A 13,192-nucleotide genomic window follows, 5' to 3' on the forward strand; every position below is an offset into this window, starting at 1 on the left:
GGAAGGGAAGACTACTGCCGCCGGAACACCCTATAGCGACCTCTCATCCGGGCCGGACTACTGTGTATCGAGTAGCCGTACCGGATGTGCGGGCCGGCGCGTGAGGAGTGCGTCGAGTTGCTCGAGACACGACGTCCCGCTGGCGACGACAGTACGGTCCGCGGTGTCTTCCGTGGTGAATTGATCGACGAGTGTCTCGCCAACGTCCACGCTGAGCTCGTAGTACTCGGACTTGTAGCCGAAGCTTCCAGCCATTCCACAACACTCCACGTCCGAGGTCGTCACGTCGAACCCGCAGTCTTCGAGCACCGCCACCGTGTACGGTTCGAGATCGAGCGTCCGCTGCTGACAGTGGCTGTGGTAAGCGATCCGCTCGTCGCCGCCGCCAGGGAGTACATCGATGTCCGCCCCGTTCTCTAGCAGGCCGTAGACGTACTCCATGAGTTCGTAGCTGTGCTCCTGCAGCGCGGCGTAGTCGTCTTCCGGAAGGAGCCGTTCGTACTCGCGGTGGAACATCGCGAGATCTGACGGCTCGATGACGACGACGTCGTGACCTGCCGCGATGGCGGGCGCGATCGCGTCGTAGACGGCGTTGGCGTTGGACTGGGCCGTCGACACCATCCCCTGTGAGAGCGGGGCGCGCCCGCTCTCGCCTGCGGGCGGAACGTCGACGCGGATGTCGAGCGCCTCGAGGACGCGGACGGCAGCCTTCCCGCGCTCCGTGCGCACGTAGTTCGTGTACGCGTCGGGGTAGAGCGCGACCTGTCGGCGTGCCTCGTCGCGACCGACGCGTGGCCCCCGCTTCTCGAACCACTCCACGAGTGATTCACGTTCGAACTCCGGGAGTTCGCGGCGGCTGTCGACGCCGAGAGTTCGCTCCAGCAGCGAGCGCGCGGGACCGGTCCGTGCGGCCCAGTTCGAGAGCGGTGCGAACGCCGACCCGAGTTTCGCCAGCGTGTCGAAGTTCCCGAACAGCCGTTTCTGGAGGTCGACCCCACCAGGCTCCTCGTCCGGGGTGAGCCCCTCCACGAGGAAGTCGAGGTCGCCGTCCTTCCCGCGATTGATGCGGTCTCGGACGACCGTGTTGATCCACGGGATGTCGATGTTCACCGGACACTGGTTCACACACCGACTACAACCCGTACAGAGGTCGTTGAACTCGGCGGCGCTGTCCTCGCCGTGGACGCCGGCCTCCCAGCCGGTGGCGATGCCGCCGGAGTACGTCTCGCCACCGAAGGCGTGGCCGCCGACGTGCTGGAAGTTCGCACAGGAGTTCGCACACGCCGAACACCGGATGCAGTACAGCGTCTCACGGAGCTGATCGTCCTCGCGCATCTCCATCCGCCCGTTGTCGATGAGCACGAGGTGGAACTCGCGGTCGTCGCCGGATTCGAGTTCGTTCCCGCCGAACGTGGGGGAGTCACTCGGCGGGGTGAACAGCGAGACGTAGGAGGTGATGTCCTGGCCGGTCCCGGACCGCCCGATCAGTTCGACGAACGGCTGGAGATCCTCGACACTCGGGACGAGTTTCTCGACACCCGCGACTGCGACGTGGGTGTCCGTCGCTTGCACGCACTTGCGGGCGTTCCCCTCACTCGTGACGAGCGCGAGCGTGCCGGTGTCCGCGGTAACGAAGTTCGCGCCCGTCATCCCGACCTCGGCGTCCAGGATCTTCTCGCCGAGGTACTCACGAGCGAATCGCGTCAGCTCCTCGGCAGTCTCCAAGGGTTCCTCGGGGTCGAACACCTCGTTGAACAGGGTTGCGATCTCCTCGCGGGACTTGTGGATCGCCGGGGCGACGATGTGTGAGGGGGCCTCGTCGGCGACCTGGAGGACGAACTCTGCGAGGTCGGTCTCCCAGACGTCCCCGCCGCGTGCCTCAAGCGACTCGTTGACCTCGATCTCCTCACTGGTCATCGACTTTGACTTCACCACGTCGCGGCCGTCGACGACCTCCTCCATGTATCGGTTCGCGTCGGCGGCGTCGTCGGCGACGTAGACGCTGCCGCCGTTGGCTTCGACGGCCTCGGTGACCTGGTCGATCAGTTCAGGGAGGCGTTCGATGGCGTCTTCCTTGATGGCACGAGCCTCGTTTTTCAACTCGTCGTAGTCATCGAGATTCGCGGTGGACTCGTACCGGCCCTCGTTGAAGACCTGGGTGTTCTCGTGGACGGCGTCGCCCTCGGTGTCGAGGAGATGGCGGATGCGCTCGGCCTTCTGCCGGCGGGTGTCGGCGCTCATCTACTTGCCCTCCAGAAGTACGACCGTCACATCCATCGGGCCGTGAGCGCCCGTCACGAGCGCGCCCATGTCTGCGGTTGCGCTCGGCCCCGTCGCGATGATGGACTGTCCGACGCCGTTCCGGATGTCCTCGGCGAGCTGGTCGAACGTCGCGTCCATGTCCGGGAGTACGTCGCTGGCGGCGACGACGGCGACGTGTTCGTCCGCGTAGAGACTCACCGGCTCCTCACCGTCGGTACCGCCCTGGATGATCACCGAACCGTAGTCGGCGATGCCGTAGCCGGCAGCAGTGACGCCGGTCGCCGCGGCCTCGAGGTCCGCGATCGACGGATCGGTCTCGACGCTGTCCGGCAGCGAGACGGTCTCGAAGGGGAGTGAGGTGCCGACTGTGGGCGCGTCGAGCAGGGGTGAAAGCGTCGACGCGAACTCGTCGGCCGTGGTTCGCACGAGTTCGACGCCGACTTCGTCGAGTGACGACTCGAAGGTCGCAATTGGCTCGGCTGACATGTCCCAAAAAATTGTACCAACAGTTAATGGGTGTTTCCTCTCCGGCCCGACCATGATTTTCTTTCGTTATGGATAATCGCCCGATCCGGCCGTATTTGCAGGTACATATCATACAGAAAGTAAGTTACATATGGATGGTTATGCGATGGCCCAATAGTGGAGAGTTCCAACCATGCCTAATGTTCTCATACTGGCTCTCGTCGGCGTCGTCCCGATCGGCGTCGCGTTCGTACTGCTCGCTGGGCTCCGGTGGTCCGCTGCCCGCGCAATGGGTGTCGGGTGGCTGCTCGCGGCCGGAATCGGACTCACGTACTGGAGTATGGAGCCCACCTGGTTGGTGGCCTCGGCCGTCTACGGCGCGCTGCAGGCCGTCGACATCATCCTCATCGTCTTCGGGGCGATCCTCCTGATGAACTACCTCGAGGGGAGTGGCGCCATTGCTACGATCAGGTGGTACTTCGGGCAGATCGAAGAAGACCGGCGCATCCAGGTGCTGCTCATCGGTCTCGGGTTCATGACCATCATCGAAGGTGCAGCCGGGTTCGGGACACCGGGAGCACTCGCCGCACCGCTGTTCATCGGCCTCGGATTCCCCCCGTTGGCCGCTGCGGTGTTCGGGCTTTATTTCAACGCCCCGAACCCGCCGTTCGGTGCCGCCGGCACGCCTGTCATCGGCGGCACCGGTGCCGTCATCGACCCAGCGCTGTCCGGGTCGGTGAGTGTATCCGAGTTCCTCTCGATGGTCTCCGCATGGACTGGCGTCGTCACGGGAGTGACGTACGTGTTCTGGGGACTGCTCGGCGTGTTCTTCCTGACGTACTGGTTCGGGAACGGTGACGGTGAACGCAGCATCGGAACCGCCGTGCGTAGCACTCTCCCCATCGCGCCGTTCGCGCTCCTGCTCGGCGTCGTCACTGGTGGCACACAGCTGGTAATCGCGTGGTTCGTCGGGCCTGCACTCCCCGATATCGCCGCAGGGTTCGTGGTGCTCGGCATCGGTCTCCTGCTCGCAAAAAACGATATCCTCATCCCTGATGACCAGTGGGACTTCCCCGAGGAATCGACATGGAGCGACACGTGGCTCGGCGGCCTCGATCTTGACGAGGTGTCCCGTGACCAACCCAAAAAGGAGATGTCTGTGCTGTTGGCGTGGACCCCGTACCTGCTCGTTGCGCTCGCACTGCTCGTCACGCGGTGGCCGGACCTCACGGTCGCCGGCGTCGCCGTCCTCGACTGGATCCAGAGTTTTTCCGTCGGACTCGACTCGATCCTCGGTACTGAACTCGGATACACTCTTCAGTACCTCTATCTCCCCGGAACGATGCCGTTCATCCCCATCGCGATCCTCACTGGCTTCCTTCACAAGATGGACACCACACAGATGGGGGAAGCGTGGCGACGGTCGATCCAGCAGATCGCTCCGGCCGCCCTCACGCTCATTATCGCCGTCTCGATGACGCAGATAATGATTCAGTCGCAGACGAACACCGCCGACCTCCTCGGCATGATGGAGGCACTCAGCCGCGCGCTCGCGATGGGCGCCGGCGGCCTGCTCCCGCTCATCTCGCCGTGGATCGGCGCTATCGGCTCGTTCATGACGGGGAGCAACACGTCCTCAAACATCCTCTTCAGCGTACTCCAGTACAACGCCGCCGAGACGGTCGGCGTCTCCCGGGTGATCGCCGTCAGCCTGCAGAACGTCGGCGGCGGCCTCGGAAACATGGTCTCGGTGTTGAACGTGGCCGCTATCTGTGGTGTCGTTGGAATCACTGGGCGTGAAGGCGACCTCCTGCGGAAAGCGATCATCCCGATGGCGCTGTTCGCTGTCTTCGCCGGCCTGTTCGGGATGCTGCTGACGTACGTTCTGGTTCCCGGCCTGTTCTGACCCCGGTCGACGACGTACCGGGGCTCCGCCGCTTCCGGAATCGAAACGAGGTGAACGAATAGAACGAGCCAAAACGAACTCACCGAACTCGTACTGCTCGGTCTAAACGAACTCCGTGAGCGCCCCGTTCTCCCGGTTCGGTATCTGCTCGAACGCGGAGTTCGTAGTCGCGATCGGCCGATCGTTCGGCCTGATGTCCGCGAGTTCGCCGTCGGGGACGGTTGCAAGGCGACCGACGGTCAGCGGCATCAACGCCAGATAGACGCCGGTCGCCATGCTCGTCGGCGCCGCGGCGACAATCGCGTCGTCGAGACCGCGGCATCACGGATCACTGTTCCGTCACTGTCGGCAGGAGCATGGTGAGTCACGCCGCGCTTACTGTCGCGCGCCGCACGCCTCCCAGCGCCGACAGACACGCCACGCGAACCCGGGGCCTTTACGATGTCTGCGTCGATCAGGTTGGTTGCTACGCTGATTCCGGTCGGAAGCGCGTAATCGGTACGTCGTCAACGTCGTCATAATCGTCATCGGCACCGACGAGTAGCATGCCGCTGACTTGGTTCGCGGTTGCGAGCGCGAACGCATCGCCAAGTGCTGGCGAGTAGCGCAATTTGAAGTCGGCTGCACTGGGCCACGTCTCCTCGGTATCGACTTGCCGTATCCCGGTTTCTTCAAGGACGTTGACGATGGCGTCGGCACGGGCTTCACTGTCGATAGCGCGGACGACATAATGGACCTCAGCGAGGTTGATCGCGGAGATATAGCCATCAGCCGATCCTTCTACCGCTTCGATGTAGGTTTCGACGGTGTCACTACCCGGCTCATCACAGAAGTACGCAACTAGCGGTTCCGTGTCGAAAACGATAGTGTCGGGATGCTCACGTGCTGCTGTCATTTCGTATCCTCAGTATCGCGACCGACATACCGCTCCTGCAGCTCCTCGTCACTAGCTTTGTCCTGTTTTCGTTCCTCACGCAGCCGTTCGACTGCCGAGTTCCCTTGGTCGTCGGTCTTTCCCGCCAAGATGCCGCGAAGGTCCGTGGCCGACTGAATGGGACGAACGATGACCTCCCCTTCGTCGGTGCGAACGAACTTTACCCGGCCGGGAGTATCGATCCCTAGTTCCTCGCGAAACTCTTTCGGGATCGTCGCCTGTCCGCGAGAGGATACCGAGACGACTTTTTCAGACTCTGATTCACTCATACTTTCTCTACCCATTACTTTACCACACTCATATATGGGCTTGACGGGCAACCTAACGGCTATACGAGCTCTCTATTCTACGATGGAGAGCAGCCGATCGCGATGGCTCCTGATCGTCTCGACGGTCACCCCGGCGGCCGCCGCGGCATCGGCTTGCGTCAACGGCGCGTCGTGGACACACGCCGCCATGTACAGGCAGGCGGCGGCGAATCCGGATGGATGCACGCCGGTCGTGATGCCGGCGTCGACGGCCTGCACAACGAGCTCCTCTGCCCGGCGTCGAACAACGTCCGTGCAGCCGAGGTCGGACGCGAGTCGCGGGACGAACTGGTCCAGGCTGACTGGTGGGGTCGGCAGCCCCAACTCTTCGTTGAGCACCGTGTAGGCGTTCTCGACGCGGTTCTGTCCGACCTGCGCCATCGGCGCCACATCGTCGATGAGCCACGACTCCCCGTTGCACCGGCAGGCGCCGAAGACGCTCGCGGCCGCCATCGCCTCGATGGACCGCCCTTTGAGGAGTCGTTCGTTCTGTGCCGTCCGGAACAGCTGGCACGCCTGGTCACGTACGGAATCCGCGAGCCCGAGTGCGCTCGCGATCCGCCGGATCTCCGTGAGGCCGTGCCCGAGGTTGCGCTCCTGTTTGGACCGCCAGCGCGCACGGGACTGCTCGCGACGCATCCGCGCGAGGCGTCGACGCTTCTGGCCCGACAGGTCGGTACCCGTTGCGTCCTGTCCGCTGCCGATCACCGTCGATAGGCCGCGGTCGTGCCGTGCTGGGGTGAGTGGTGCACCCGTTCGCTTTGCTGTATCGGCGTCGTCGCGGTGCCACTCCGGTCCACGGTCGATCGACTGCTCGTCGATGATGAGTCCGCAATCTGCACAAACTGTTTCGGCTGAATTCGTTCGCACCGGGCCCCCACACTCGGGACACGGCTCAGTTGTACCACGCTGGATGTCTTCGTCGAACGCACGCTCGTAGGGTTCACTCGTCGTCATCGGTCTCACCTGATTGAGGTCACGCCGATTCGGCGCGCCCCGCACCCCTCTTCGGGGGGTGACAAACTCGGCGGGAGACGCACGCCCGATCGATCGGTGCCGACGCGTCGAGGACGCCGTCGACGGTGTAGGCGGGTGAGTAGGGCCAGAACGTAGCTGTCGTCAAGTCTTAACCAACACTACAACCGAATCGATAGAGTTGTTGGTTAAAACGCTGGCGGCGACTCTCGCGTCGCCAGTTGGTGATGCGAGGCATTCAGAAGTGGACGTCAGCGGGTACGATCCAGAGCTCCTCACTCTCACAGCCGTCGTCCAGCCTCGTGTCCGGAATGTGGGACGCCTCGCCGGTCGGCCGTAGTTCCTCGAAATCCAGATGGCGATCACGCATCGGTTGGTGTGGTTTGTCCCGGATTCGTATTTCAACGTCAGGGCCAGTAGTCCGCCCTGTCTCCCGTTTGAATATGGGCCATGAACTATCTCATGCGAACATCTTATACTTCATGAACAAGTAGATGAGAGTAGCAACTGGGGTCCCTATGAGCAGCAACGACACCAAGCACGTGCAAACTGAACTGAACGAGGACGAATACGAACGCTTCCGGGAGTTCGCTCGAGAGCACGGCCTCTCGCTCAAGGAAGCCGGCCACGAGGCGCTTCTCGAGTGGATCGAACGCCAGCAGCAAGCTGACCCAAACGACCCGGCGTTCACCGTCCTCGACGACCTTGATGACGAGTCCCTTCCAGCGTCGGCGGCGACGGATGCCCGCGAGGAAGACGATCTCGTCGAGGAGTGGGACGGCAGCGACGAATCGTTCACGCTCGCCGACGACCCGTCCGCGCAATCCTGAATTCGGATGGCTGAACCAGTCGAAACCCCGATCGGGACGATCACGCCCGAGCATTTTCGCCCAGGGCACGTCCGCCATCAGGTCGTCGTCGGGCCGAAGTTCCTGTACGCATTATTCAACCCACAAGATCGGATGCACGCAGTCTCGCGGGCGTTCATGACCTTTGTCCGCGACGGTGACCTCCCCTATCGTCGCCTCATCGTCAACGATCACATCGTCGACGAGGCTGCCACACGGCTGAAAAAGCAAGCGTCAATGCGGAACGCAGCCTCGTTCCTGACGACGCTCGACGAGAGTACGCTCTACCAGTTCGAATCCGTCTCCGAGGACGTTTTCGATGACGCCAAAGCAACGTTCGTCGAGTGGACGGATCTGGATGCGTCACTCACCGATTTCACTGTTGCAGCCCATATGGACGCCTCAGGGGTCGATCACATCCTCACCTACGACCGGCACTACGATGCGTTCGACGTGACAACGCTTCCGTATCGCAATCAGGACTAGCGGTGCCAAGTATGTCCGAATCCCCGCAGGACGGCGTTCAGTCGTGGAGTGAGTCGATGACCGCCCGCGAACGCATTCGGGCGGTCGCCGAGACGCTTCGCGAACCGCGGTCGGTCAACTGGATCAGCGAGCAGGCTGACGCCGCCTGGAGTACGACTAACGAGGAACTCCAAGATCTCGTCAACCAAGGCCAGCTGCGCCGCGTTGAGGCCGGCGAAACCACGCGCTATCTACCGGACTACACGCGCCTGCTCTTCGAAGAGATCCGGACGCTCATCGAGGAAAACACCCGCGAGGAGCTGCGGAGCGAATTGGCCGCAATCACCGAGGAGATCGAGGCGTGGCAGGCGACCTACGACGTCGAGACGTGGGAGGAGCTCGAACAGTCGCTTGCCGACGGCGACCTCTCAAGTGACGAGCTTCACGAACGCCGTGACGTGATCACGCGCTGGGAGGAGAATCTGGAAGACCGTCGCCTCATCAAGCACGCGCTGGCGCTCTACTCGGATGTCGAAGCCGCTCGCGAACAGCGGATCAATGTGGCTGACCGCGCCGCAAACTAATTCTCGTGATCTTCGAACATACGGGTGTCATCGAAGGGGACACAACTACTCGCAGGACTGCTCGCCAAGCTTCTCTCGAAGCTCGACTGCTGCCTTTTCGAAGTGTTCCGCGAGGAACGGCGTTCCCGATGTCGCCCGCTCCTCGAGGAATGCGACGGCGTCAGTGACCGCATCAGCGTCCCGTTCTGCGGTCGCGACACAGTCGACATACTCGTCGATTGCCCGACTGAACGCACGCGAGAAGTGGTCGTACGCGCCGTCGACGCGCTCCATGTTGTCGTCGAGCGACTCGACGAGTGCCCGGTAGACGGTCGCCGCCGACGCGTCCCGCCCCTGTTCGCGGTACTCGTTCGCGAGATCGAACCACTGCGTGAAGTCGATCGGCTCGAAGACGACGTGGTACTCGGGATTCGTCTCTTCGAACCGCCGATCGATCGCGGTGCGAAGCTCGTCGACCGACTGTCTCGTCGGCTCGCCGACGCGGGCGAGAAACCGATCGCGGAGATTCGCATCGGCCACGAGTTCGTCACGCAGGAACGCGCGGAGTTCGTCGGCGTCGACGCCGTCGAGTGCGGCGTCGAGTCGATCGCCTTCGTTTGGCGGTGGGTCGTCGACACACCGAAGCAACACGGCGACGACGTGCTTGCACGCTCCCGGCCCGTCGTACGGACAATCGCACCACGGGGTAAACCCGTCGGTGGCGAGGTCAACACGAACATCGTACTGACGGCTGCCGCTCACAACGGCTATGACAGTGCTGTCGACGCGGTGAATCTCGTGGATTGGTTGATCAGTACGGAGTACGGAATCTCCTCGTGTTCGCTCCGGAGACATACGAACCAGAAAACGAGCTCAACGTCCGAGTGTTTGCAGAGTTTTTCGGTATCCCTGAGGATCCTGCGACTGGTGCTTCGAATGGGTGTCTCGCTGCATACCTTACTGAGCACCAGTACTTCGACACGTCTGAGATCGACGTACGTGTCGAACAAGGATATGAAGTGAACCGACCCTCACTACTGTATCTACGTGGGCAGACAACTGCAGATTCGATTCAGGTAGAGGTCGGTGGGCGAGTAATTCCGACTGCGACTGGGACTCTCGTCGAGTCGAATAGCCTCTAAACTGGCTCCGATATCATTCTATTAGTTCGTTCGGGTTCTGCGGCAGAATTGATATCGTATGTCTATTTCCGCTGTGTCCTCAGCTAAAGATCAATCAGTAGGTGGTGAGCAGCCACGCCGCGCAACCCCTCGCGCTTACCCGCTGGCGTCGAGACCAGATTCATTTTAGCCCGGAACGGGCGCGGGCGGTGCGGAGAGCGCCCACACGCCCGGAATGGTCGGTCGCGAACGACGCGGAGGGCGGCATGCGGCAAGCGGGGCGGGCCATAGAGAAACCTCGTTCAACCGAATCCGGCGCTCGATGAACTAGCCGACAGCCCGGTGGACTCAGAAAGGGCGAGGCCGTCTCGGTCGTCTCCCGACCCCGCAAGCACCGCAGGAACGAGGCGCGCAGCGGGGTTCCCGTGAGCGGAGCGAACGGGAGCAAGCGAGACGCAGTCTCACGTGGTCGCGGGACGTCGAGCGGCCGAGGGCTTTCAGTGGAGAGGCCTCAGCTGTCTTGTTCCGAGTTTAGCTCTCGGAGGTATCCGGTGGCTGCGGTGCCGATCCAGACACCATCGACGTTGCGCATTTCGAGGTCAACTGTCGCAGTGCGGAACGGGTAGTGCTCGACGAGGATACGGCGGATCACGGTTTGAACAGTTTCTATCCCGTGTCTTTCGACGATATCTGCCATGGCCTCGTCGAAATGCGCATTCATGTGATCGTCACGGGGATCCTGGGCTCGCTTGCGAACGAGTTCACAGACGTCTTCGACGGACGCGTGGGCGGGATTCTCGGTTCGCTCCCGTACGTCGTAGAACGCCTCATCAACAGTCATGAATCGGGCTTATCATCAAAGGTGGCGTCAGTAGAGGCATTCGACGTGTTCGGTTCCAGACGGCGCTGGCGACGGACCTCTGCGAGCACATCCTCGAGCATCGTGATACGTTCGATGCCCTTTGCCTCACTCACGATCTCGTCGATGAGCGACGCGCGTTTGGCGGCCTGCTCATCGCCGTCGGTTCTCTCGATGGCCTGGATACGGATCGAGCGCTTCTCCTGCCAGCCACAGTTCCAGCAGTTTTGCGAACAGGCGATTTGGTCGTCTTCGTCAGCAGCAATCACAGCCTCTACGAGCGACATTGAGAGTGGCCGCTCTGGCCCAACCTCTATCGTGATGTCAGATCCACATTCCGGACACTGCATGGTCTTCCAGAATACCGCCAGGGCTGTCAAGATATGGTTCTCTGAGCGAAAGAGCGAGACCTAGGTTCCCGATTCTGGGTCTTGTAGTCGATCTCGGACATTTGCAAATTGGACCGGATCGGTGTCACCAGTTTCAGCGAGATCGTTCACCGACTGCAGCTGGGAGTTGATGAGTTTGTTTTGCTGGCGTGACCACTCCTCGTCACCGTGGGTCCGGATGTATTCCGCCCACTGCTTGATCATGGTACGCCGTTGCTCTGTATTCCCGCGCTGGTTTTCTTCAAATTCTTCTGAATCCAGCATTGTAGTTCGCACTACCGAGTTTTGTGAAGCATAGTTCGCGTATCCCCCTAGAAGAGATCGTCAATTGGGGATTCACTACGCTCCTCTTTGGGAGTCTCATCAGTAAACAACGACCCTTCTTGGAGCGCCGCTCTCCTATCTTCAGCGGATTCCGACTCTGTAACGTCGATCTCGTCGAATTCGAGCGCATCTGTGACCGCCTCCGGGAGGTCGGGGCGCGCAGCATTGAGGTGGCGTTCGACCTGTTCAGTCAACGCCGTGTGGTCGTGGAGCGACCGCATGATTGGGACCCCACGGAGATATTTGTACTCGTAGAGCAGTTCGACGCCGAATTCGGTAGGTCCCCAGAAGTCTGTCGGCAGGCCGCGTTCACCTTCGTTCGGCTCGTGATGGTACTTCGAGACGATGTTTCGATCCGCGAGGTTGTCGAGCTGTTCGCGAATCGTTGACCGGCTCTTCGGGATGAAGTAGTCAAGCTCCGTGATCGAGGCGAGGTGTGACGGATGGCCGAGGAGCACCTGGATAATGTGGTTTCGTGTCTCCTGCGAGAGAAACCGGTGGACGCGCCGCTGTTTCTCATAGGCGTCAGCACTACCGACGTCGAATACCGTATCAGCGTGTGCGTCTGCCGGTGCCGGCGTGTCCGTCCGTTCGCTCATATGAAGTTCTACTTCCTGAACGATTGTAACTGTTCGGGTGTACCATGACGATTTAGAGAGGAAATCCCGACGTAGTTAGCAAGACCTAACACCGTTGCCTGAGAAGCACCCACTGTGACTGAGGAGACGCGAAAGGACCGCTGGCGACGCGTGAAAGCCGCCGTGGATCGGGCACTTCACGGCGTTGCGGTTCCGCGACCGGATCGATCAGAGGTTGCCCGGTTCATCAACGAGGCTGTGCCCGCGTTCACCCAGGCGGGCATCACGACCTATCTTGTGTTCGGCAGTTATCGCGGCGACTACGAGGTTCGGCTCCGAGCGATGGCGTACGAACTCAGCAAACCCATCGACGCTGAAGCCACACTCATCGGTGACACCGCTGATCCAGACACGCGTGTCGTGCCGTCGTTCCTCATCAAGTTTCACGCGCTCGCCGAGTTCGCGGACCACCTCGTTGGCGTCTACGAGAAGGAGAGTGGCGGTGAAAGCCCCGAATTGGGGCTGCTCGATCAGCGTCCCTACTTCGAGAAAGGTTGGATGTTCCCCCGGGATTATACGGGCTTGACGCGAGATGCCCTTGAGTCGAAGGCGGACGTGATCGACGCTGCCATTCAGATATACTATGCACCAGACGCTGACGATGAGACGAAACGACGAGAGCTGAAAGCACTCGTCAGTGAAGCGCAAACCTTTGATATCGATATCACCGAACAGGAGGTCGTTGATGCGCTTCGCGACCGTGACCGGGATGCTCTCGGAGAAATCGCATCCTACAGTTGGGTCCACCTGAATCTGTTTCGGAAATACGAACTCCACGACCGCTGTTTCCCCTGGTTTTCGGAGCAGGAACTTCGGACTCTCGCGACGGAAGTGCCGGGGCCGGCCCGTCCGCAGTGGGAAGAGGAATTCGAATCCACAGACCTTGGAAACACAGAGTCTGATGAGTCGGACTAACCGCCTGCGAAAATGGCCGCATACTCTTATCTCCGGACACCGGAGATGAAATTGAATACCATGCGTGAGGATGCTGCTGGGCTCTACGAACGAGGCGTCGAAGCGGACTGTAGTGCCGAGGAAGCCTGGGAGCAAATTCAGGTCCGCAACGAGAAGACCGAATGGGATATCGAGGCCATGTTGGACTGAGCCCTTTCGGGATCTCGACAACCGGATTGAG

The 13,192-nt window shown here is 61.3% G+C and carries 19 protein-coding genes; 7 read left to right on the top strand and 12 right to left on the bottom strand.

Annotated elements, in window-relative coordinates:
- Nucleotides 1–57 precede the first annotated feature (57 nt).
- Complete coding sequence (locus tag AVZ66_RS13815) at nucleotides 58–2,241, bottom strand: LUD domain-containing protein (protein WP_010904206.1); 2,184 nt, start codon at nucleotides 2,239–2,241, stop codon at nucleotides 58–60.
- Nucleotides 2,242–2,748 carry a lactate utilization protein C gene (locus AVZ66_RS13820; RefSeq protein WP_012289746.1) on the bottom strand — a complete coding sequence of 169 codons (507 nt, stop codon included), beginning with the start codon at nucleotides 2,746–2,748 and terminating at the stop codon, nucleotides 2,242–2,244.
- 172 nt (nucleotides 2,749–2,920) lie between these two features.
- On the opposite strand from AVZ66_RS13820, the gene AVZ66_RS13825 reads away from it, so the two are divergent.
- A complete protein-coding gene (locus AVZ66_RS13825) occupies nucleotides 2,921–4,633 on the top strand; it encodes an L-lactate permease (protein WP_012289747.1) in 1,713 nt (570 codons plus the stop codon).
- Nucleotides 4,634–4,735: 102 nt separating this feature from the next.
- On the opposite strand, the gene AVZ66_RS16740 is transcribed toward AVZ66_RS13825, so the two are convergent.
- The 5 genes from AVZ66_RS16740 to AVZ66_RS17100 form a co-directional block, all read right to left on the bottom strand.
- The gene (locus tag AVZ66_RS16740; protein ID WP_010904209.1) at nucleotides 4,736–4,909 is read right to left on the bottom strand and encodes a hypothetical protein; all 174 of its coding nucleotides are present in this window, start codon (nucleotides 4,907–4,909) and stop codon (nucleotides 4,736–4,738) included.
- 190 nt (nucleotides 4,910–5,099) lie between these two features.
- The gene (locus AVZ66_RS13830) at nucleotides 5,100–5,528 is read right to left on the bottom strand and encodes a PIN domain-containing protein (protein WP_012289748.1); all 429 of its coding nucleotides are present in this window, start codon (nucleotides 5,526–5,528) and stop codon (nucleotides 5,100–5,102) included.
- Nucleotides 5,525–5,836, bottom strand: coding sequence for an AbrB/MazE/SpoVT family DNA-binding domain-containing protein (locus tag AVZ66_RS13835; RefSeq protein WP_010904211.1), 312 nt, complete (start codon nucleotides 5,834–5,836; stop codon nucleotides 5,525–5,527). The genes AVZ66_RS13830 and AVZ66_RS13835 overlap by 4 nt, the downstream gene beginning before the upstream one ends.
- A 72-nt stretch (nucleotides 5,837–5,908) precedes the next feature.
- Complete coding sequence (locus AVZ66_RS13840; protein ID WP_058984763.1) at nucleotides 5,909–6,832, bottom strand: transcription initiation factor IIB family protein; 924 nt, start codon at nucleotides 6,830–6,832, stop codon at nucleotides 5,909–5,911.
- Between the two features lie 256 nt (nucleotides 6,833–7,088).
- A complete protein-coding gene (locus tag AVZ66_RS17100) occupies nucleotides 7,089–7,220 on the bottom strand; it encodes a hypothetical protein (protein WP_012289749.1) in 132 nt (43 codons plus the stop codon).
- Between the two features lie 148 nt (nucleotides 7,221–7,368).
- On the opposite strand from AVZ66_RS17100, the gene AVZ66_RS13845 reads away from it, so the two are divergent.
- Genes AVZ66_RS13845 through AVZ66_RS13855 form a run of 3 tightly spaced genes read left to right on the top strand, consistent with a single transcriptional unit; the run spans nucleotide 7,369 to nucleotide 8,747 of the window.
- On the top strand, nucleotides 7,369–7,680 hold the full coding sequence (locus AVZ66_RS13845) for a hypothetical protein (protein WP_058984764.1): 312 nt from the start codon (nucleotides 7,369–7,371) through the stop codon (nucleotides 7,678–7,680).
- Nucleotides 7,681–7,686: 6 nt separating this feature from the next.
- A complete protein-coding gene (locus AVZ66_RS13850) occupies nucleotides 7,687–8,184 on the top strand; it encodes a type II toxin-antitoxin system VapC family toxin (RefSeq protein WP_229732376.1) in 498 nt (165 codons plus the stop codon).
- 11 nt (nucleotides 8,185–8,195) lie between these two features.
- Entirely contained in the window at nucleotides 8,196–8,747 is a 552-nt protein-coding gene (locus AVZ66_RS13855) for a hypothetical protein (RefSeq protein ID WP_010904216.1), read from the top strand.
- 45 nt (nucleotides 8,748–8,792) lie between these two features.
- Here the strand turns inward: AVZ66_RS13855 and AVZ66_RS17180 are convergent, their stop codons facing one another.
- Entirely contained in the window at nucleotides 8,793–9,581 is a 789-nt protein-coding gene (locus tag AVZ66_RS17180) for an SWIM zinc finger domain-containing protein (protein ID WP_058984765.1), read from the bottom strand.
- A gap of 29 nt (nucleotides 9,582–9,610) precedes the next feature.
- On the opposite strand from AVZ66_RS17180, the gene AVZ66_RS15800 reads away from it, so the two are divergent.
- Complete coding sequence (locus AVZ66_RS15800) at nucleotides 9,611–9,868, top strand: PhzF family phenazine biosynthesis protein (protein WP_231727213.1); 258 nt, start codon at nucleotides 9,611–9,613, stop codon at nucleotides 9,866–9,868.
- Between the two features lie 490 nt (nucleotides 9,869–10,358).
- On the opposite strand, the gene AVZ66_RS13865 is transcribed toward AVZ66_RS15800, so the two are convergent.
- The 4 genes from AVZ66_RS13865 to AVZ66_RS13880 all read right to left on the bottom strand — a co-directional run bounded on the left by AVZ66_RS13865 (nucleotide 10,359) and on the right by AVZ66_RS13880 (nucleotide 12,018).
- Nucleotides 10,359–10,688: a hypothetical protein gene (locus tag AVZ66_RS13865; protein ID WP_058984766.1), complete on the bottom strand. Its 330-nt coding sequence runs from the start codon at nucleotides 10,686–10,688 to the stop codon at nucleotides 10,359–10,361.
- The gene (locus tag AVZ66_RS13870; protein WP_230890072.1) at nucleotides 10,685–10,993 is read right to left on the bottom strand and encodes a hypothetical protein; all 309 of its coding nucleotides are present in this window, start codon (nucleotides 10,991–10,993) and stop codon (nucleotides 10,685–10,687) included. Before AVZ66_RS13870 ends, AVZ66_RS13865 begins: the two co-directional genes overlap by 4 nt.
- 123 nt (nucleotides 10,994–11,116) lie before the next feature.
- Nucleotides 11,117–11,359 (bottom strand): hypothetical protein, encoded by a 243-nt coding sequence (locus tag AVZ66_RS13875; RefSeq protein ID WP_010904227.1) that lies wholly within the window; start codon nucleotides 11,357–11,359, stop codon nucleotides 11,117–11,119.
- Between the two features lie 47 nt (nucleotides 11,360–11,406).
- Nucleotides 11,407–12,018 carry a hypothetical protein gene (locus AVZ66_RS13880; protein ID WP_010904228.1) on the bottom strand — a complete coding sequence of 204 codons (612 nt, stop codon included), beginning with the start codon at nucleotides 12,016–12,018 and terminating at the stop codon, nucleotides 11,407–11,409.
- Between the two features lie 114 nt (nucleotides 12,019–12,132).
- Here AVZ66_RS13880 and AVZ66_RS13885 point away from each other — a divergent pair, with 114 nt between their 5' ends.
- Nucleotides 12,133–12,972 (top strand): hypothetical protein, encoded by an 840-nt coding sequence (locus AVZ66_RS13885; RefSeq protein WP_070807669.1) that lies wholly within the window; start codon nucleotides 12,133–12,135, stop codon nucleotides 12,970–12,972.
- Between the two features lie 45 nt (nucleotides 12,973–13,017).
- Nucleotides 13,018–13,161, top strand: coding sequence for a hypothetical protein (locus AVZ66_RS16745; protein ID WP_176580057.1), 144 nt, complete (start codon nucleotides 13,018–13,020; stop codon nucleotides 13,159–13,161).
- Nucleotides 13,162–13,192 lie beyond the last annotated feature (31 nt).

The sequence above is a fragment of the Halobacterium sp. CBA1132 genome, assembly GCF_001485535.1.
Taxonomy (GTDB): Archaea; Halobacteriota; Halobacteria; order Halobacteriales; family Halobacteriaceae; genus Halobacterium.